The organism is Citroniella saccharovorans, assembly GCF_035481615.1.
In the GTDB taxonomy this organism is placed as follows: domain Bacteria; phylum Bacillota; class Clostridia; order Tissierellales; family Peptoniphilaceae; genus Citroniella; species Citroniella saccharovorans.
The window spans coordinates 645,911-665,703 of the sequence record NZ_JAYKOT010000003.1 but is presented as its reverse complement, the minus strand read 5'-3'; the positions used below and the strand labels follow the sequence as shown (position 1 = coordinate 665,703).

The window sequence follows — 19,793 nt, the reverse complement described above, 5'->3', positions numbered from 1 at the left end:
TCATCTATATTATACAACTTATAAAAATTTCTAGCAAATTATATACTTTAAATTAAATATATTTATGCTTTTACTTTTTTCTTGCTATATAAATTTCTCTATTTATAACAAATAAAAATATAATAAGAGACAGCATATTAATTAGCCATCCAATAAATCCTACATATCCCAATTTTTCTAGAAAAACTCTCACAGTATAAGCACTAGATAAATAATTTAAAATAAAGTAATTATTAGGTCCATTAAAAAGTAAAATAATATTTGGAATTATAAAAATAACACCACTTATTAAGAGTGTGAAAAAAGTATTTTTAAATTTATTTTCTAAGAAAACACCTATTTCAAAAGATAAGAATAGTGAAATAAATGTATAAATAAATAGTAAAATATATAGCTTATAAAAACTCATCACCCTACCAAAATTAGATAGTTGTCTTAAAGACTGTATTAAAATATTTCCTTCAATAAAATAAAAATTATTATTTGAGTTTACTAATATAACTAAGCTCCCTAAAATAGCAATTAAAAAGCTTAAAATTAATCCTATCAGTATTCTCAAATTAAAGAGTTTTAAGTGACCATTTTTAAAAGTTTTTAAAAAACTATCCAATTTATTTATTCTATCTATTGAAAAAAGAGATAGAGAATAGAGGATAATAAATGTATAACTTATAATATTTAATAGAGCAAATACATTAGATTTTTCAAAATTAAATTCTCCTTTTCTTTCATCAATTATAAAAAGGTCTTTATTTTCCCCAACTATTTCATAGGAATTAATAGCATCAGTTCTAATCCTTAGAAACTCTTCTTTTTTATTCAAATACCTATTAATATCAAATTTTTCTATATTATATTGTTGATCCGATATTTCTTTTTTTAAAAATTTATCTTCAAGTATCTTTTCTTTTTCTTCAAGTTTTAGATACATTTTTTCTAAATCTTCTATGTCTTTTATTTTTGATGAGTTTAAATTACCTTTTAGCTTCTCAAAATTATATAAATAAGCTATTCTTTTAAAGCTTTCATCACCTTTTAATTTAATCTGACTAGTAAAAGATAAAGATGCTATGAGAATAATGAATACTATATACATTTTCCCCATGATAAAAGATTTAAAAATTTCCATACCAAGTAAAGTTTTAGCGTGAATTTTCTTTGAAAATGAAAATATTTCTTTATTTACAATATTATTTCTTTCTTTAAGTAATATCTCTAAGCTAATAAGAAAAATTAATGGACACAATAATAAATTAACTATAGCATAAAATAAATTTTCTTTTATTAATAAGCCAAATAAATTAATATATCTAATATCAGTAAATCTATTAAAAATATCTAAAATTCTAAAAATAGACAAGTAAAATAATAGATTAAAATTAGAGTTTTCTGCAATTAATTTATAACTTGAAAATGACAAAATTATAAAACTGATAAAGATAATAAATATAAATTTAGTATCTTTAAAAAAAGAGTAAATTAAAGTTATTATACCAGCAAGTAAAAGTGAGTTTAACAATTTCCCTAAAAAGAAAAGATAAAGAAATTTCTTTATAGATAAATTCAAGTAAAAATTTCTAAATAAAGAACAAGATAGTATTGACCTATTCAAATCACCAAAATAATTTTTACTATATATAGAAATGATAATAATAAACCAAATTATAAAAGTAAAAATAAATGAAATAGTAATAAATAATCCAATTTTACCCTTGCTACTCTTTCTTGTTCCATTATTAAATGAAGAAATCAGCTCTATAGTTTTATTTTCTCTATCAAGTTGAAATATATTTGACGCAGTAAAAAAAAGCAAAATAATTAATAAATAATCAATTAGTTTTAGATTTTTAAGTATATATAAACCCTTATCATTTGACATAGTAAGATTTATATTTTCACTTACAAGTTTTTTATAAGCCTCGGCTTTTTTTAAAGAAGCTCTTTTTAAAAATGAAGATGATTTTAATACAGGATTTCTAGAAATCTCTTTAAGATTTTGACTAGAATTATCTAGTTCATCCTTATATCCTTCAATGTAATCAGCCCTATTTTTAAAATCTTCTAAACTCATAATATCATTTAAAGGAAAATTCTTATCATTTTCTAGATCTTTTTTATATATTTCTAAATTTTTATTATAATATATTTTTTCTTCTCCATTCATTAATTCTGGTATAGCTAGTAGAGATTTTAATTTTTTTAAGTTTTCCTCAATATTTAAATCTTCTATACTTGTGCCGTTATTTATTTTCGATAAATTATCTTGAAAAATTAGCCTATCCTCAGGAAATTCTTCATTTAATAGATTAAAAAAATAAAAAATAGAAATAAAAGAAATGATGCAAAAAACTAAGAAAAAAGATTTATTTGCTTTAAGCTTAATCCACTCTCCTTTTATATTTTTAAACATTATTATCACCTTCAAAAATATAAAGATAGACTTCTTCTAAGTTTGGATTTGCTGCTTGAAAAGAATATTTACTCAAAACTTCTTTTGCTATATTTTTATCATAAACTCTAATATATATTTTATCATTTGAAATTTGACTTACTCTTGAAATAGGTATCTTTCCTTGAAGTTCATGATAATCTTCTTTTGAAATAATAGATTCAAAACAAATATTTTTATAATATCTTAAGATTTTATTTGTAGAATCCTTAAGAACCACCCTCCCACTATCAATAAAAACAACTTCTTTAGCAATATTTTCAATATCTTCAGTAAGGTGAGATGAAATCAGAATTATTTTGTTTTCCATTAATGAAGAAATTAGATTTCTAACCTCTGCTTTTTGTTTTGGGTCTAGTCCAGCAGTTGGTTCGTCTAAAAATAGTAAGGATGGATCGTTAATTAGAGCCGTGCATAATAAAAGCCTTCTTTTCATTCCTCCACTTAAACTATTTATTTTATTATTTTCTTTTACCGTTAAATCAGTTAAATTTAAAACTCTTTTTATTTCATCAGAAATAGACTTATCTTTTATCCCCTTTAAAAGACAAATATATCTTAAATACTGCTTAACACTTAAATCAGGATATAGATTTTCGTTTTGTGGCATATAACCAAAATTATTTTTGAAGTTTTCTATATCTTTAAAAATAGATTTACCATTATATAAAATATTCCCAGCATCTCTTTCAACTATTCCTGTAAGTATCTTAAATAATGTAGACTTTCCAGCTCCATTAGGTCCTAAAATACCATAGACTCCTGAGTTAAATGATAAATTTACATTATCTAATGCTTTAATGGTCTTATCATATATTTTTGATATCCCTATTATTTCTAAATTAGTTTGCAAAGACATCTACTGCCTCCCTATTTTCATCAAATAGAAAAACTTTTCCCAAATCACTCGCATATACAACTGGCTCACCTTTAGAATTTATAGTTCCGGTAAAAACAGCATTGTTTAAAAAGTATTTTTCATCTAAGTGATATTCTTTGCCATCTACAATAATCTTATATGAATAGTCTTTTAATAAATTCTTAAATCTTTCGTCAGTTTTTAGAATAGGAAGTCCATTTACAACTGTATTAAACTCAGTTGAACCATTTGAAGATATAATATATGGAAAAATACTTGAACCAACCTTTTTAGGTTCTTTATCTTTTCCCATATATTGATAGTATTCTATTTTACGATCTACTTTTAGAGTGTCTGATTTTTCATATTCTGCAAAATATAAGTTTTTATCCTTAAAAAAAATATTCTGGAATGCAAATTTGTCTGAAAAACTCTCTATACACTCAATATTTTTAGAAAGTACATCAATCTTTAATATAACATCCTTTGAATAATAATCAAATGGATTCAAATATAAATTTCCATCTTCATAATAAATCCATTGAATATTATTAAGCTTTTTATCTAATTTATCATTAGATAAAAATAAATTTTCTTTCTTAGTTTTTAAATCAAATTCATATATTTTTTCATCTAAGGACTCACTATCCGTAGAAATTACATTATAAAAAAATTTACCATCTTTTAATATTGATCTATTGTGGAATCTCAGATTTGAAATTTTTTCAGCTGTAACGTTTTCTGGGTCAACTTTAATTAATGACTCTCTGTTGTCAATAAAAAGCTCACCCCTATCATAAAATACATTAGAATCTTCACCATAAAAAGCATCCGATTTTTCTCTTAATTCTTCGTCATTTAATAAATCATCTATAGAATATTTTTCTTTTGATATAAGATAGGCTTTCTTAGTAGCTGGATCTATATAATTTAATAAACCCATATATAGTGTATAGTATCCATCTTCAGTTTCTGCTAAAGTGTGCTGACTAGTGTCATAATAACCAAAGTGATCAAACGATTTATAGTCTTTACTATTAATTTCTTTATTACATGATGATAGTAAAATTATTATTCCTAAAAAATAATATATAATATTTTTTCTTCTCATTTATAACTCCTTTGTAGGTAATAAAAAATATTGAAATATTTAATTATTTGCAAAAACGTCTACTGCCTCCCTATTTTCATCAAATAGAAAAACTTTTCCCAAACCACCAGCATATACTACTGGCTCACCTTTAGAATTTATAGTACCAATAAAAGGAGCACTATCTAAAAAATATTTTTCATCAATATCATATTCTTTCCCATCTACATCTATTGTAAAAATATAATCTTTTAAAAAATTTTTTTCGCTTTCATCTGATTTTATAAGTGAAAAAGCGCTAGTCATTGTTTCATATTTTTTGTTTCCATTAGAAGAAATGATAAAAGGAAGGGTTGATGAATAAATATAATTAGCTTTATCTTTATCTTCAAGATAATTATAGTATTTGACTTCTTTTCCAATCCAACTAAATTCATCTCCTTCAATTTCATAAGACGAATATACTAAATTACCTTCATGAATATAAAAATTATTAATCCAATACTTTTTTCCATCAAGTTTAATTTTCTCTATATTTTTATTTTCTAAATTTATTTTTGCAATAGTTGTACCTATGTCATATCCTGTAAATAATATATATACATTACCTTCTTCGTAATACATATATTGAATTGAGCCTTCGTCTGAAAAATTTTCTGTAATATCAACTACTTCTTTAAACTCTTTCTTACTAAAATCAAATTCCATAAGTACACCTTTTTCATTGTTAGAATCTGAAGTTAAATTTGGAACTATCATTAATAGTCTTCCATCTTTATATAAAGCGCTATCATGAAATTTTAAATCAGTTATTTTCTTTCTAGTCAAATTATTTGTGTCAATCTCTATAAATTCATCATTAGTTATAGCAAATAGTTTTCCTTTATCATAAAAAATATTAGAATTTTCACCATAAAAAGCATCTGATTTTTCTCTTAATTCATCATTTTTTAATAAATCATCTATAGAATATTTTTCTTTTGAAATAAGATAAGCCTTCTTAGTAGCTGAATCTATATAATTTAATAAACCCATATATAGTGTATAGTATCCATCTTCAGTTTCTGCTAATGTGTGCTGTCCAATCTCATAATAACCTATGTGATCAAATGATTTATATTCTTTAATATTAATTTCTTTATTACATGATGATAATAAAATTATTATTCCTAAAAAATAATAGATAATGAATTTTCTTTTCATATTAAACTCCCTTGTAATTTGTAAGAAATTAAAGCTGAGATAATATATTATTCACTTTTATCTATTTAATAGCAGTTACAGTCCTATTTATTATTGTTGTTACTGTTGTAGTGGCTCTAAAAACGTCAGCTGGAGCATTATAAGAAGTGTACCAGTATGATCTATAGCTAGTTCCATATATTTTATCTACTTTAACCACTCCATGTAGATGATAACTTACAGTAGCATTACCAGAAGGATAAGAATAATCATCTCCAGTTATCTGATGAGTTGTATGTCTTCCATCAATATTAGCTGATACAGTAAAGAATTTTTTCTCACCATCTTTATAATAGTAATATGTGTTTTCTGCAGCGAAACCTATAATACTAATAAGACTTAAAACACATATTACTAAGCAAAGTATCTTACTTTTTTTTCATAATAACCTCATTCTTATCTCAGCTTTAATTAATTATATTATATCATAAAATCAAAATAATACAATCAAATATTATGTTAAATATAATAATATTAAAGATTTATTCTATATATAGAAATCACCTAAATTATTATATAAATTTAGGTGATAAATTAATTTAAAAAACTATTAAGTTTATTTTATATTGTCTTGTAGTATATCAGTTAGGATCCTACTTAAATGATTAGCGTCATGTCTAACATAGTCATTTTTAACCTCGATTAAACTATCTTCTATCACTTTAATTCCCCTAGCCTCTATAGTTTTTTTCTCTAAATCATTTAATAGAATTTGCTCAGTTTTATCTTTGTATTTATATTTTAGCTTAATTCTTTCATCTATTTCTTTATTATTTACGATGACATAATCTAAAAAATTTTCTCCCGCATGTTTGTAAATTGCATCTATATGATCTATTGCTCTATATCCAATAGTTTCTCCAGCTTGAGTCATAATATTTAATATATAAACTTTAATAGCTTTTGAATCAATAATAGCTTTTAATAGATCTTTTACTAAGAGATTTGGCATAATTGACGTATATAGTGATCCAGGACCCAAAACAATCATATCTGCCCCATTTATGTCGTCCAATGACTCAAAAGGTGGCCTTATTATTTCAGGCTTTAAAAAAACATGGTCAATTTTAGTTTCTTCTTTTCTAGCTAAGAAAGTGATATTCGATTCTCCTTCTATAACCATTCCATTTTCGAGTTTTGCGTAAAGGGTTACATCTTCGAGTGTCATAGGTAAAACTTTTCCAGTAATAGCTAGAACCTTAGAAGCTTCTTTTAATCCAGTTTCAAAATCCTTATATATTTCAGACATTGCTGCTAAGAAGATATTGCCAAAAGATTGACCACTTAATCTTCCGCTAGACTCAGAAAATCTAAATTTCATAAGATCAGCCATTTCTTTTTCTGAATTTGATAGTGCAACTAAGCAAGATCTAATATCGCCTGGTGGTAACATTCCTAAATCTTCTCTTAGTATTCCACTTCCACCACCATCATCGGCTGCCGTTACTATAGCTGTTATATTTTTTGTAAAATTTTTAAGTCCATGAAGTAAAACAGATGACCCGCTTCCGCCACCTATGGTTACAATTTTAAAATCATTTTTTACCATAATCTCTCATCCCTATGGCTTAGAAAAACAAAAGGATATTTTTCTTTTAATATATCAAATAATTTATTTGCTATTGCAACAGACCTATGTTTCCCTCCAGTACATCCAATTCCAAGAACTAAGCTATTTTTCCCTTCATTTTCATATAATTTATAGCTGAAATTAATATAATCAACTATTTTTTCGATTAGTTCACCAGTTTGCTTGTAGGATAATACAAATTCTCTAACCTCATTACTTAAACCGTTTTTTTCCTTTAATCCATCTATATAGTATGGATTTGGTAGAAGTCTCACATCAAAAACTAAGTCTGCATCAAGTAAGATACCATTTTTAAAACCAAAAGAAACAATAGTAATTGACATCTTGTTTTTATCTAAGTCTAAATTAGATATGCTCATAATGCTCGATTTTAAATCTGCAATTTTAAAATTAGATGTATTTATTACAAAGTCAGAATCTTTCTTTATATTTTCAAGAGCTTCTCTTTCTTTTTCAATCCCTGAGAGTACATTCCCACTAACTTCCATTGGATGTGGTCTTCTTAACTCCTTATATCTCCTAACAAGGGTTTTATTATTAGCATCTAAGAAAAGAACAACTAGATCAAGACCTTTATCTCTTAAATTATTAATAGATTTTTTAATATTTTCAAGAAATCCAACTCCTCTAATATCAAGTCCTAAAGCAATTTTATCAATAGATTCATTGGTTCTTGATGCAATATCAATAAAACTATCTAATAATTCAGATGGTAGATTATCTAAACAGTAGTAACCCAAATCTTCTAAAATATTTAGGGCAGTGGACTTACCAGCTCCACTCATGCCTGTAACTACCACAATTTTCATCCTATTCCTCCACTAAATTTATTATCCTATTTTTGTATATATTATATTTTTCAATTTTTTTAAGTGATCTTTCAAAGTTTCCTATATTTTGTGGTTTGTGAGAATCTGAGCCAATTGAGAATTTGCAATTAGTCTTTAAAGCAATCTTTAAATCTTCATAAGATAAAGCATCGTGATACGATGAATTAATTTCAAGAGCTGTACCATACTTTTCACATTCCTTAGCAAGTCTATAGATGTCAAGTTTAACCTTACAGCCAGGATGAGTTATAATATCAATATTATGCTTTTTTATAATATTTATTAAAGCGTCTGTATTTTTTCTAATAAGGTATTTTCTAAGTGGTTTTATAAATTTGGAGAGAGGGTTTAATATTTGAAATATAATAAAACTTTTTATGTCCATATTAAAAATACCATAGTGAAAACCTACTGAAATCCTATCTAAAAATTCCTTCTCTTTATCAGTTAGGTCAATTTCGCCATTATAACCCATTACATTAGCTTCTGTTCCATAAAGAATATTTATTTGAGGATATTTTCCATTAAGTCTATCAATCTCTTTTCTGACCTCATTCATTCTACATATTTTATAACCATAAAACTTGTGACCTGGCCCATGATCTGAAATAATAATTTCCTTCATTCCTTTTTCTATTGCAGCTTTCACTACCTCTTCAATAGTTCCTATAGCATGTCCATTTTCACCACTATAAAAAGTATGAATATGATTATCTGATAAAATTTTCATTTATTCTCCTAAAATTTTAACCTCAGTTTCAAGTTTTACACCATTTTTTTCAAAAACTACATCTCTTACATGATTTATAACGTGCATTACTTCATCGAAATTTGACTCTCCATCTGTAATAACAAATCCGCAGTGTTTAGACGAAACCATAGCATTTTTATATCTATAACCCCTTAGACCAGCTTCTTCTATAAGCTTTCCAGCAAAATATCCAACTGGTCTTTTAAATGTGGATCCAGCTGATGGATATTCAAGAGGCTGTTTTTCTCTTCGTCTATTATCAAAATCTTTAAATCTAGCATATATTTCATCATAAACTCCATGTTTTAATTTAAATGTTGCTTCAAGAACTATTAAATCTTCTTCAAAAACTCTCGAATGTCTATATGAAAAATTCATTTCAGAATTTTTCATATTTATTATTTCATTATTATTGTTTATTACTTTTACACTTTCAATTATATCTTTTAATTCTCCCCCATAGGCACCAGCGTTCATACTTACTCCACCACCAATATTACCTGGAATACCAGAAGAAAATTCCATACCTTCAAGAGAATTTTTAATAGCAAATTTACTTACAAAGCCAAGTCCTGCCCCAGCCATTGCTCTAATCTTCTCACCTTCCAATTGAACCTCGGAAAGATTTTCACCTATTTTTATCACAAAGAAATCTAGACCTTTATCACTTACTAAAAGATTTGATCCATTTCCTATTATCATAAATTTTTGATTGTTATTTCTCAAAAATTCTACTGTTTTTCTCACATCTTCATACGAATTATTTAAGATAAGAGCTTTACATGGACCTCCAATCTTAAAAGTTGTATGATTTTTAAGTGGCTCCCTTTCTAAAACTTCACCAATTTTTAAATTTTTTAAATTTTCTAATATAGTCAATGTCTACTCCTAAATATTTAAATATTCATAAACTTCTCTTATTAAATAAAGAGAACCAAATACTACAATTATATCATCATCAGAGCTTAAAGCACTTTTTAGGGCTAACTTTGTACTACCAAAAGCAGTCGCATTATATCCCTTATTCAAAATCGCATTTTTAAGGTCTATACTTGAAAGAGCTCTTAAATTATCAGGCCTTACAGTCAAGAAATTTTTAGAAATAGGGCCAACTAAATCTATAATACTTTGATAATCTTTATCTCTAAGTGATCCGTACACAAAAGTAAATTTTCTATCTCCATACAAATTTTTAAGAGACGAAACAAGACTTTGAGCTCCCTCTTTATTATGTCCACCATCAATAATGATAGTTTTACTAGAATCCTCATTTTTTATTACTTCTAATCTTCCTCTATTTCTAGCTTTTTTTAATCCATTATAAAGATTTTCTTCTGTGATATTGAAATTTTTCTCTTTCAAATAATCTAGCCCAAGTATTGCTAAGCTAGCATTAAATGGCTGATAATCACCTATTAAAGATAATTTAATATTTTTTCTATCTTTAAAGTCGAATTTTGTATAAGATTCATTAAATTCAATATTTTTAACATCATCTTTAATTAAAAACTCTATTGGAGCATTTTTCTCTTTTGCTTTATTTTTTAAAACTTCACTCGCACCTTGAGCTTGCATATAAGAAAAAACATTAACACCTTCTTTTATAATGCCAGCTTTTTCTCCAGCGATTTTTTCAATTGTATCGCCTAAAAAATCTGTATGATCCATACTTATAGATGTAATCATACATACTAAAGGCTTTTTTAAATAGTTAGTAGCATCTAATCTGCCGCCCATACCTACTTCGAAAATTACTATATCACATTTTTGTTCGCTAAAATATTTAGATGCTAAAGCAGTTTCAGCTTCAAATAACGTAATAGGAATATTATTCTCTTCAGTTAATCTTTCTATTTCCTCCAATATCCTATCAATATCTTCATCAGCGATTTCCTTATCGTTTATTTTAATTCTTTCATTAAATCTAACAAGTGATGGCGAAGTATATAGACCAACCTTATATCCAGCTTCTTTTAAAACTGAATCCATATAGTTGCATACAGATCCTTTTCCATTAGTCCCAGCAACGTGAACTACTTTTAAATTATTTATATCTAATAGGTCTATTGTTTTTTCTATGTTTTCAAGACCTAAAACAAATCCTCTTTTTTCAATTTTTTCTAAAAAATTAATACTTTTTGAATTCATATTATCACCTACTTATCTATATTATATCCATACAAGGCCAATAAATCAAAATTTATATGTAGATTTAAAATCATAACCACCGGCTAATAAGGTGACCCCAAAAAGTTGGACTTTATACCAGAGACATTTAGAAATATTTGTCTCTGGTTTTTTTGTCCTCATATTTCCCCTAGGGGAAATCGCAGCTAAGCTGCATTCAATTTCCTATATTCAACTGGACTTAAATATCCAAGTTTTTCTTTTATTCTATCTTCATTGTAATATTTTATATATTCTTCTATTGTCTTTTTTAGTTCGTTAAATGATTTAAACGTTCTACCATAGTAAATTTCTTGTTTTAATATCCCGAAGAAATTCTCCATAGGAGAATTATCTAAGCAATTTCCTTTTCTTGACATACTCTGTAAAATTCCATTAGATTCTAATTTTTCAGTATATTGTTTTAATTGATATGCCCATCCTTGATCTGAATGGAATATTCTTTTAAACTTGCAATCTGAAGTCTTTGAAATTGCTTCTTCAAGTGATGTTATTATTGCATCTAATGTAGGTGAAGTTGTTATTGAATAGCTAATGATTTCTCCATTAAACATATCCAAGAAAGGATTTAAGTAAAGTTTTTTTACTTGCATATTCCCATACTTATCTGTTTCATAGTATTTGAATTCACTTGTATCTGTTGTGATTTTTTGATGTACTACAGATGTTTTAAATCTTCTTTTTATCCTATTTGGTGCTACTTTACCTACTGTTCCCTTGTATGAGTAATATTTTCTTGATTTACGTGCAAAGTTTGTTACCTGAAGTTTCAGCTTCTGTACCAACCTTTGAACTTTTTTCTTGTTTATTAAAATTCCAAGTCTTCTAAGCATCGCATGTATTCTTCTGTATCCATAGTTTGGATTATCTTTTCTCATTTTCTTGATTTGATTCTCAAAGGCTTCATCTTTATTTTTTCTATCAAATCTTTTTTGCCAATACATGTATGTTGATTTTGGAAAATTAAATTGTTTAAGTAAATCTTTTAGTGGATATTTTTCTCTTAATGAGTGAATTATTCTAGCCATTCTCTCATTTTCTGATCTTCCTCGTCCTCTAATTCCATCTTTTTTTTTTAGAAAATCTATTTCCATTTGTGCCCAGTAAAGCTTATCTTTAAGTTCAGCAATTTCGTCTATCCCTTCCTTAGAATATTCTTTCTTTACTTGTTCTTTTTCTTTTTCATTATTTTTATCTTTAGTCATACTTGAAGGTCTTCCTCTCTTTTTAGGTCTAAGTCCATCAAGTCCTTGATTTCTAAAATCAATTACCCATCTAGCAATGATCGCTGGATTATTAATCTTAAATTGATTAGAAAGTTCTTGATAGGACATTTCTCCTGTTAAGTACAAGTTTACTATATTCTTCTTAAATTCGAAAGAGTAACTATTATTTTTTCTAGAAATTTTTAAGCCTTCATATCCTTGTGTTTTGTATGAATTTACCCATCTTCTGACTACTGAATGATCACTGAGTCCATATTTATCAGTTAAATATTTATATCCTCCTTCTTTATTTAAGTATTCTTGTACTATTTTCATCTTAAATTCTGTACTATATTTTGTCATGAAAAAACTGACCTCCTCAAAGTTGGTTTTTTTAGGTCCAACTTTTTGGGGTCAGTTCATAAGCCGGTGGTTTGTTTTGCCCCTATAAGGGGCTGTTACCGGCAGCATTTCATGCTTCGAACTTTCTTTCTCGTGCACCAATTTTCACAGCTGGTGCTAAAGCACCTTACTTTTTGCTTTTGTTTACTTGCTCTCCCGTAAACGGGTCTACAAATTCTTTAATGCTTATTTGGTCTGCCATGTAATCTTCTTTTAATTGATTTTTTATATATTCTTGTATTTTTTTCGCATTTTTTCCTGCTGTATCTACATAATATCCTCTGCACCAAAAATGTCTATTTCCGTATTTGTATTTTAAGTTTGCATGTCTATCAAATATTATCAAACTACTTTTTCCTTTTAAATAGCCCATTGTTTGAGATATGCTGTATTTCGGTGGAATTTCTAACAACATATGAATATGGTCTGGACAACATTCTGCTTCTATTATGCTTATTCCTTTTCTATCACATAAGTCCCTTAATATTTTTCCTATATCTTGTTTTAACCTTCCATATATTACTTGTCTTCTATATTTTGGAGCAAATACTATATGATACTTACAATTCCATGATGTATGTGATAAACTATTATTATCCATTTAGGATACCTCCCTTTTCTGTCTATGCTACTGCCAGTAACATAAATAGTTTATCATGGGAGGTTTTTTGCTTGAAGCTAAAGCTTATTTTTCTACCACCAGCATAGCTGGTGGTTTATTCATGCTAAAGCGCACAATAAAAAAACTCCCACAAAAGTGGGAGTTTGAAAATCTTTATTAGAATTGTTTTTCAGCTAATTCTTTATAAGTTTTATATCTTTCCTTAGAGTCTTCTTCAGCTTTAGCAAATAATTCTTCTGCTTTTTCAGGGAATGACTTAGCAAGTGAAGTATATCTAACTTCTGATCTTATAAAGTCTTGGAATGATTCTGTAGGTTCTTTAGAATCTAGTATAAATGGATTCTTTCCTTCTTCTTTAAGTCTTGGATCGAATCTGTATAGATGCCAATAACCACATTCAACAGCTTTCTTAATGTGCTTTTGAGCTGTTCCCATACCAGTTCTAATACCGTGGTTGATACATGGAGCGTATGCCATAACTAATGATGGTCCATCATAGCTTTCAGCTTCGTGTAGTGCTTTAAGTGTTTGATTCATATTTGCACCCATACCAATTTGAGCTACATAAACATATCCATAAGTTTGAGCTATTAAACCAAGGTCTTTCTTCTTAACTTTCTTTCCTGATGCAGCGAATTTAGCTACTGCAGCAGTTGGAGTAGCCTTAGAAGATTGTCCACCAGTATTTGAGTAAACTTCAGTATCAAATACTAAAACATTTATATCTTCTCCTGATGCAAGAACATGGTCAAGTCCGCCAAATCCGATATCGTATGCCCAGCCATCTCCACCAAATACCCAAACAGATCTCTTTATTAGGTATTCTTTTCTATCTATAATTTGTTTTAAAATCTTATCTGCTTCTTCATTTCCAGTTTTTTGATCTAGAAGTGGAATTATTTCGCCAGTTTCAACTTTTGAAACTTTAGCGTCTTTATAACCATCTAACCATTTTTGGAAATGTTCATTTAATTTTGAATTTAATTTTAAATCTAAGAATTCATGCATTAAATCTCTAATTTTTTCTCTAATTTTTCTTGAAGCAAGAGCCATACCATATCCATATTCTGCATTGTCTTCAAATAGAGAGTTAGCCCAAGCAGGTCCGCATCCATCTTTATTTGTACAGAATACTGTAGCAGGTGCTGAAGCTCCCCAAATAGAAGAACATCCAGTAGCATTAGCTATAAGCATTCTATCGCCAAATAATTGAGTTACTAGTTTTGCATAAGGAGTTTCACCACATCCAGCACATGCTCCTGAGAATTCAAGAAGTGGTTGCTTAAATTGTGATCCCTTAAGCATAGTATCTTGGAAGTATTCATCTTTGTAAGAAATATTTTTAACTGCATAATCCCAATTATCTTTTTCTTTAATATATTGTTCTTCAAAAGGTTTCATAACTAAAGATTTTTCTTTAGATGGACAAACATCAGCACAGTTTCCACAACCTGTACAATCTGCAGGAGAAACTTGAATTCTAAATGTTAAATCTTCTACTCCCTTTCCAAGAGCTTTCTTAGTTTCAAATCCTTCAGGTGCATTAGATTTTTCTTCTTCTGTTACTAAGAATGGTCTAATAACGGCGTGAGGACAAACATAAGAACATTGGTTACATTGTATGCAGTGATCTATTTGCCATTCTGGAACAAATAGAGCAATACCTCTCTTTTCATATTGAGAAGTTCCATTTGGGAATTCTCCATTTTCTCTACCTACAAATTTAGAAACTGGAAGTGAGTATCCTTCTTGTCTATTGATTGGATCAGCAACTTCTCTCACAAATGTAGGTCTTGACATATCTACATGTGTTTCATCTTCAAGGTTTTTCCATGAATCTTTAACTTCTATTTTAACTAGAGCTTCTATTCCCATGTCTACAGCTTTGTAGTTCATGTTAACAACATCGTCACCCTTTCTACCATAAGTCTTTTTGATAGAATCTTTTAGAGCTGCTGTTGCTTGATCTAGTGGAAGAACTTCTGATAATTTAAAGAATGCAGATTGCATTACCATATTTGTTCTATTTCCTAGTCCAATTTCTCCAGCTATTTTTGAAGCATTAATAATATAGAATTTAATATCATTTTGAGCGATAAATCTCTTTAATTTATTAGGTAGATGTTTTTCAAGTTCTTCTTCTGACCAAATAGTGTTTAGAAGGAATGTTCCACCTTTCTTTAAACCTTTTAATAAATCATAAGTGTAAACGTAGGCTTGTCTAGAACATGAAATAAAATCAGCTTCATCAATTAAATAAGTAGATCTAATTGGGTTTTTACCAAATCTTAAGTGAGACATTGTAACCCCACCAGATTTTTTAGAGTCATAATCGAAATAAGCTTGAGCATACATATCAGTGCCATCACCGATAATTTTTATTGCTTGTTTATTAGCTCCTACAGTTCCATCAGATCCATATCCCCAGAATTTACATCTAATAGTTGAAGGATCTGAAGTATTGATTTGTTCTTTTATTTCAAGAGATTTATGAGTAACATCATCATTGATTCCTATAGTGAAATCAGATTTTGGATTATCTTCTTTTAGATTTTCAAATACTGCATTAATTTGAGAAGGAGTTGTATCTTTTGAACCAAGACCATATCTACCGCCAACAAGTACAGGTTTTTTATCTTCATCATAATAAACACCCTTAACATCTAAGTAAAGAGGTTCTCCAATTGATCCTTTTTCTTTTGTTCTATCTAAAACAGCTATTTTCTTAACTGTACTTGGCATTTTGTCTAAGAAATGTTTTTTAGAGAAAGGTCTGTAAAGTCTAACTTTTAATAAGCCAACTTTTTCTCCCTTACTATTTAAGTAGTCAACAACTTCTTCTATACATTCATTTACTGATCCCATTGCAACTATTACTCTTTCAGCATCTTCTGCTCCGTAGTAATTAAATAGGTCATAATCTCTTCCAGTTAACTTAGAGATTTCTTTGAAGTAATTTTCTGTGATTCCTACTATGTCTTTATAGAAGGTTGTTTGAAGCTTCTACAGCTTGGAAATATATATCACCGTTTTGAGCAGTACCCATTGTTTTTGGTTTGTTTGGATTTAAACTTCTAGCTCTAAATTCATTTACTGCATCATAATCAACAAGTTTTGCAAGATCTTCATAATCAAGAACTTCTATTTTTTGAATTTCATGGCTAGTTCTAAATCCATCAAAGAAGTGTAAAAATGGAACTCTACCTTTGATTGCAGAAAGATGTGCAACTGCAGCAAGGTCCATAGCTTCTTGAACAGAAGAAGAAGAAAGTAAAGCAAATCCAGTTTGTCTTGTAGCCATAACATCTTGATGGTCTCCAAAAATACTTAAAGCGTGTGTTGCAAGAGCTCTAGCAGATACATGGAATACTCCAGGAAGAAGTTCTCCAGCTATTTTATACATGTTTGGAATCATAAGTAATAAGCCTTGAGATGCTGTAAAAGTGGAGGTTAGAGAACCTGCAACTAAAGAACCATGCACAGCACCTGCTGCACCTGCTTCAGATTGCATTTCTGAAACTAAAACTTCTTGGCCAAATATATTTTTTCTTCCATTTGCAGCCCATTCATCTACATATTCAGCCATGTTAGATGATGGTGTGATAGGATAGATAGCAGCAACTTCACTAAAAGCATAAGCTACATGAGCAGCAGCTGTATTTCCATCCATTGTTTTAAAATGTTTTGCCATTTCATATCCCCCTTAATTTAATAATTTTAAACAGGAATATTACAATAATATGTAAGTAATATCCTCTATGAATAGTATATAAAACAAATAAAATAATGTCAATTTGTATATTTTTATTTTTTATTCATATCCTCAATAAGTCTTTTGTTTAATTCAACAGCAGCATTGTATCCTAAATTTTTTTGTCTAGTATTTCTTATCGCAACTTCAACTATCATAGCTATATTTCTTCCAGGCTTAACTGGAACGTTTATAATAGGAATTTTCTCGCCTAAGATTTCGGTATAATAGTCATCTAGGCCTAATCTATCATACTCTTTTTTATCATCCCAAGGTTCAAGATGAATAACAACATCTATAAATGTATCTGGCTTTACACTTCCTATACCATATAACCTTTGAATATCTATTATTCCAATTCCTCTAATTTCTAAAAAATGTCTAATATTTTTTGGACTTTGACCTCTCAAACCTCCGTCAAGTTTTACTACATCAACTACATCATCTGCAACTAACCTATGACCTCTAGTGATAAGGTCAAGGGCTGTTTCAGACTTACCAACAGAAGAATCTCCTGTAATTAAAACACCCATACCAAAAACTTCTAGAAGATCAGCGTGAATTGTTACTTCCTCAGCAAAAACTTCATCTAAAAATTTTGCAAGTCTTGTAATAAGTCTTGTAGTTGTTAAAGACGTTCTTAAAATAGTTTTATTATGATACTTTGCAAGTTCTATTATTTGATCTGAAATTTCATTATTGTGAGTAAAAATTAGTGCTGGTATTGGATAAGATAAAATGTCCTTAAATCTTTGGTACTTTATTTTATCGTCAATTTCTTTAAGATAATCAGCTTCAACCTTTCCAATAAGCTGCAACCTTTTAAATGGAAATCCTTCCATATAACCTGCAAGCTGTAGACCTGGCCTATTTACCTCATCATTAGTTATAGATCTTGTTTCAAAATCAGAGCTTTTAACAATAATATCTAAATTTAGTTTTTCTTGAATTTCTTTAATCGTTATCGACTTCATGATCACTCCTATAATAATTATAAATATTTTCCGCAACCAAATTATTCATACTTGGTGCATCTAATAGTTCACTAATTTCTGCTTTTTTAATATTATCAATGGTCTTAAAATGTTTCATAAGGCTCATTTTCCTTTTTGGTCCAACCCCTTCTATATTGTCTAATGAAGATTTTTTCAGTGCCTTAGACCTTAAACTTCTATGATATGTTATAGCAAATCTATGTGCTTCTTCTTGAATAGAGTATAGAAATCTATATAGTGGACTAGACATTTTAAGAGGTATCTCTATACCATTGTACTCAATCTTATTTGTCCTATGTTTGTCATCCTTTACTAAGCCAATCACACTTACACTTACCCCAAGTTTTGAAAGTGACTTTTTGCAAGAATTAACTTGTCCACTTCCCCCATCCATAATTACTAAGTCTGGCTTTTCAGAAAAAGAAGAGCTTATATTGTTGTTTTGTTCACTAATATATCTCATGAATCTTCTCTCAATAACTTCCTCCATACTTTTATAATCATTTGGTCCCTCTACAGTTTTGATTTTAAATTTTCTGTAGTCATTCGGGGATTTAATTCCATTTTTAAATACTACCATAGATCCTACTGACATTTTTCCAGAAATATTTGATATATCATAGCATTCAATCCTATAAAGATTTGAAATAGATAAAACCTCCATCAATTGTTCTAATCCAAGAGGTATCATCTTTTCTTTTTTTCTTTTTCTACTTTCATATTTTTTTAATGCTTCTTTAGCATTTTCTTTTACTAAATTTAATATATCTTTTTTATTTCCTATCTTTACTTCATTTAAATAAACCCTATATCCCGCTCTAGAAGTTAAAAACTCTTCAATTAATTCCATTTCATCTGGAATAATATCTACGTTTATATTTTTAGGAATATAATTTTGTGATATATAATATTGTTTTAGAAAGGAGCTCAATACAAGTTCATCTGACTCATTATAGTCATCTTTCATAAAATAATTAACTCGGTCAACTATTTTCCCATCTCTCATATAAAAAACCGAAACGCAGTGGTACCTGTCTCCCCTAATTAGTGCTATAAAATCAGCATCAGTTTCATTTGTATTTGTTATTTTTTGTTTAATAGATAAAACCTTAATCTCATTAATATAATCCCTATACTTAGCTGCATTCTCATATCTCAACAAAGATGATTCTTGATTCATTTTCTCTTCTAAAAAAGAAATTACATCTTTAGTTTTACCTTTTAAAAATTCTCTAACTTTAGTAATATTTTCAAGATAAATATCTTCATCAGCCTTATCTATGCAAGGCCCCATACACATACCTATATAATAATTTAAGCATGGTCTTGAAAGTCTTTGTCCCTTTTCAAAGTTCAAATTGCATGTTCTCAGCTTAAAAATTTTATTTAAAAGAGTAACAGCTTCATTAGCTGCATAAGCATTTGGGTATGGTCCAAAATATTCATCTTTATTACTATTTGCTTCTCTTGTTTTAACTAATCTTGGAAATTTTTCATTTTTTATAGCGATATAAGGATAAGTCTTGTCATCTCTTAAAAGAATATTGTATTTAGGTTTTTTTTTCTTTTATAAAATTACTCTCTAAAACAAGTGCTTCAACTTCGTTAGAAACTAAAATATATTCAAAACTCTCAACATGAGAGACCATACTAATAACTTTTGCACCCTTAGAACTATTATTAAAATATGACCTTACCCTATTTTTAAGTGAAATAGCCTTTCCGACATAGATAATTTCGCCATCAGAATTTTTCATTAAATAAACTCCCGGACTATCTGGGAGTTTATTTAATTCTTCTTTAATATTAAACATTATTA

The 19,793-nt window shown here is 28.2% G+C and carries 13 protein-coding genes and 2 pseudogenes; all 15 read right to left on the bottom strand.

Annotated elements, in window-relative coordinates; all coding sequences use genetic code 11:
- Positions 1 to 70 precede the first annotated feature (70 nt).
- Entirely contained in the window at positions 71 to 2,410 is a 2,340-nt protein-coding gene (locus VLK81_RS05530; RefSeq protein WP_324619662.1) for a hypothetical protein, read from the bottom strand.
- Positions 2,403 to 3,308, bottom strand: coding sequence for an ABC transporter ATP-binding protein (locus VLK81_RS05525; RefSeq protein ID WP_324619661.1), 906 nt, complete (start codon positions 3,306 to 3,308; stop codon positions 2,403 to 2,405). Before VLK81_RS05525 ends, VLK81_RS05530 begins: the two co-directional genes overlap by 8 nt.
- Entirely contained in the window at positions 3,292 to 4,419 is a 1,128-nt protein-coding gene (locus VLK81_RS05520; protein WP_324619660.1) for a hypothetical protein, read from the bottom strand. Before VLK81_RS05520 ends, VLK81_RS05525 begins: the two co-directional genes overlap by 17 nt.
- A 39-nt stretch (positions 4,420 to 4,458) precedes the next feature.
- Positions 4,459 to 5,601 carry a hypothetical protein gene (locus VLK81_RS05515; RefSeq protein WP_324619659.1) on the bottom strand — a complete coding sequence of 381 codons (1,143 nt, stop codon included), beginning with the start codon at positions 5,599 to 5,601 and terminating at the stop codon, positions 4,459 to 4,461.
- A gap of 61 nt (positions 5,602 to 5,662) precedes the next feature.
- A complete protein-coding gene (locus tag VLK81_RS05510) occupies positions 5,663 to 5,800 on the bottom strand; it encodes a hypothetical protein (protein ID WP_324619658.1) in 138 nt (45 codons plus the stop codon).
- 396 nt (positions 5,801 to 6,196) lie between these two features.
- Entirely contained in the window at positions 6,197 to 7,189 is a 993-nt protein-coding gene (locus VLK81_RS05505) for a gluconeogenesis factor YvcK family protein (RefSeq protein WP_324619657.1), read from the bottom strand.
- A complete protein-coding gene (gene rapZ / locus VLK81_RS05500) occupies positions 7,183 to 8,040 on the bottom strand; it encodes an RNase adapter RapZ (RefSeq protein WP_324619656.1) in 858 nt (285 codons plus the stop codon). The genes VLK81_RS05505 and rapZ overlap by 7 nt, the downstream gene beginning before the upstream one ends.
- A 1-nt stretch (position 8,041) precedes the next feature.
- Entirely contained in the window at positions 8,042 to 8,791 is a 750-nt protein-coding gene (locus VLK81_RS05495; RefSeq protein ID WP_324619655.1) for a PHP domain-containing protein, read from the bottom strand.
- Positions 8,792 to 9,691, bottom strand: a complete 900-nt coding sequence (gene murB / locus VLK81_RS05490; RefSeq protein ID WP_324619654.1) for a UDP-N-acetylmuramate dehydrogenase — start codon at positions 9,689 to 9,691, stop codon at positions 8,792 to 8,794.
- Between the two features lie 9 nt (positions 9,692 to 9,700).
- Positions 9,701 to 10,960 carry a bifunctional folylpolyglutamate synthase/dihydrofolate synthase gene (locus VLK81_RS05485; RefSeq protein ID WP_324619653.1) on the bottom strand — a complete coding sequence of 420 codons (1,260 nt, stop codon included), beginning with the start codon at positions 10,958 to 10,960 and terminating at the stop codon, positions 9,701 to 9,703.
- 185 nt (positions 10,961 to 11,145) lie between these two features.
- On the bottom strand, positions 11,146 to 12,567 hold the full coding sequence (locus tag VLK81_RS05480) for an IS3 family transposase (RefSeq protein WP_324618672.1): 1,422 nt from the start codon (positions 12,565 to 12,567) through the stop codon (positions 11,146 to 11,148).
- A 166-nt stretch (positions 12,568 to 12,733) separates the two neighbouring features.
- The gene (gene tnpA, locus VLK81_RS05475; RefSeq protein ID WP_324618628.1) at positions 12,734 to 13,207 is read right to left on the bottom strand and encodes an IS200/IS605 family transposase; all 474 of its coding nucleotides are present in this window, start codon (positions 13,205 to 13,207) and stop codon (positions 12,734 to 12,736) included.
- A gap of 177 nt (positions 13,208 to 13,384) precedes the next feature.
- Positions 13,385 to 16,919, bottom strand: a pseudogene (gene nifJ / locus VLK81_RS05470) (pyruvate:ferredoxin (flavodoxin) oxidoreductase).
- A 113-nt stretch (positions 16,920 to 17,032) separates the two neighbouring features.
- Positions 17,033 to 17,953, bottom strand: coding sequence for an HPr(Ser) kinase/phosphatase (hprK, locus tag VLK81_RS05465; RefSeq protein WP_324619652.1), 921 nt, complete (start codon positions 17,951 to 17,953; stop codon positions 17,033 to 17,035).
- Positions 17,934 to 19,788 (bottom strand): annotated as a pseudogene (uvrC, locus tag VLK81_RS05460) (excinuclease ABC subunit UvrC). The gene hprK and the pseudogene uvrC overlap by 20 nt, the downstream one beginning before the upstream one ends.
- Between the last annotated feature and the right edge of the window lie 5 nt (positions 19,789 to 19,793).

Bases quoted from the DNA above. Each gene is read 5' to 3' on its own strand.
- VLK81_RS05530 (WP_324619662.1), bottom strand. From the start codon at position 2,410: ATGTTTAAAAATATAAAAGGAGAGTGGATTAAGCTTAAAGCAAATAAA.
- VLK81_RS05525 (WP_324619661.1), bottom strand. From the start codon at position 3,308: ATGTCTTTGCAAACTAATTTAGAAATAATAGGGATATCAAAAATATAT.
- VLK81_RS05520 (WP_324619660.1), bottom strand. From the start codon at position 4,419: ATGAGAAGAAAAAATATTATATATTATTTTTTAGGAATAATAATTTTA.
- VLK81_RS05515 (WP_324619659.1), bottom strand. From the start codon at position 5,601: ATGAAAAGAAAATTCATTATCTATTATTTTTTAGGAATAATAATTTTA.
- VLK81_RS05505 (WP_324619657.1), bottom strand. From the start codon at position 7,189: ATGGTAAAAAATGATTTTAAAATTGTAACCATAGGTGGCGGAAGCGGG.
- rapZ (WP_324619656.1), bottom strand. From the start codon at position 8,040: ATGAAAATTGTGGTAGTTACAGGCATGAGTGGAGCTGGTAAGTCCACT.
- VLK81_RS05495 (WP_324619655.1), bottom strand. From the start codon at position 8,791: ATGAAAATTTTATCAGATAATCATATTCATACTTTTTATAGTGGTGAA.
- VLK81_RS05485 (WP_324619653.1), bottom strand. From the start codon at position 10,960: ATGAATTCAAAAAGTATTAATTTTTTAGAAAAAATTGAAAAAAGAGGA.
- VLK81_RS05480 (WP_324618672.1), bottom strand. From the start codon at position 12,567: ATGACAAAATATAGTACAGAATTTAAGATGAAAATAGTACAAGAATAC.
- tnpA (WP_324618628.1), bottom strand. From the start codon at position 13,207: ATGGATAATAATAGTTTATCACATACATCATGGAATTGTAAGTATCAT.
- hprK (WP_324619652.1), bottom strand. From the start codon at position 17,953: ATGAAGTCGATAACGATTAAAGAAATTCAAGAAAAACTAAATTTAGAT.